1 protein-coding gene is annotated in these 374 nt (G+C 53.7%); it reads right to left on the bottom strand.

Features of this window, described 5'->3' with window-relative positions:
• A partial coding sequence (locus ACXAGS_RS15735; protein ID WP_474908092.1) for a hypothetical protein occupies positions 1 to 374 on the bottom strand: 374 nt, incomplete at both ends.

The following is a 374-nucleotide window of genomic DNA, read 5'->3' as shown; positions in this document are numbered from 1 at the left end:
CGTATCGCCTTCACAGATAACTAAAGAACCATTAGTACCTGCATCAGGTGCCGCTTGTTCGGTTACCACGATTTGTGCCGTTGCATCGGTGGTACAGGGTGATGTAGCCGCAACGGTATAGGTATAGGTGCCAGCCCCTGCCAAAGCGGGAGACCAAGTACCTCCAGTATCCGGGGTACCACCAAGTTGTGCAAAGAGTTGTGAAGCGGTTACCGTATCTCCCTCACAAATGATTAGGCTACCGTTAGTACCTGCATCCGGTGCCGCTTGTTCGGTTACCACAATTTGAGCCGTAGCATCGGTGCCACAAGGTGCCATAGCCGCAACGGTGTAGGTATAGGTGCCAGCGCCTGCCAAAGCGGGAGACCATGTAC

It is taken from the genome of Croceivirga sp. ABH4_376 (assembly GCF_056160685.1).
Note: the sequence above shows the minus strand (reverse complement) of the source record. Positions and strands in the feature narration are given on the sequence as shown.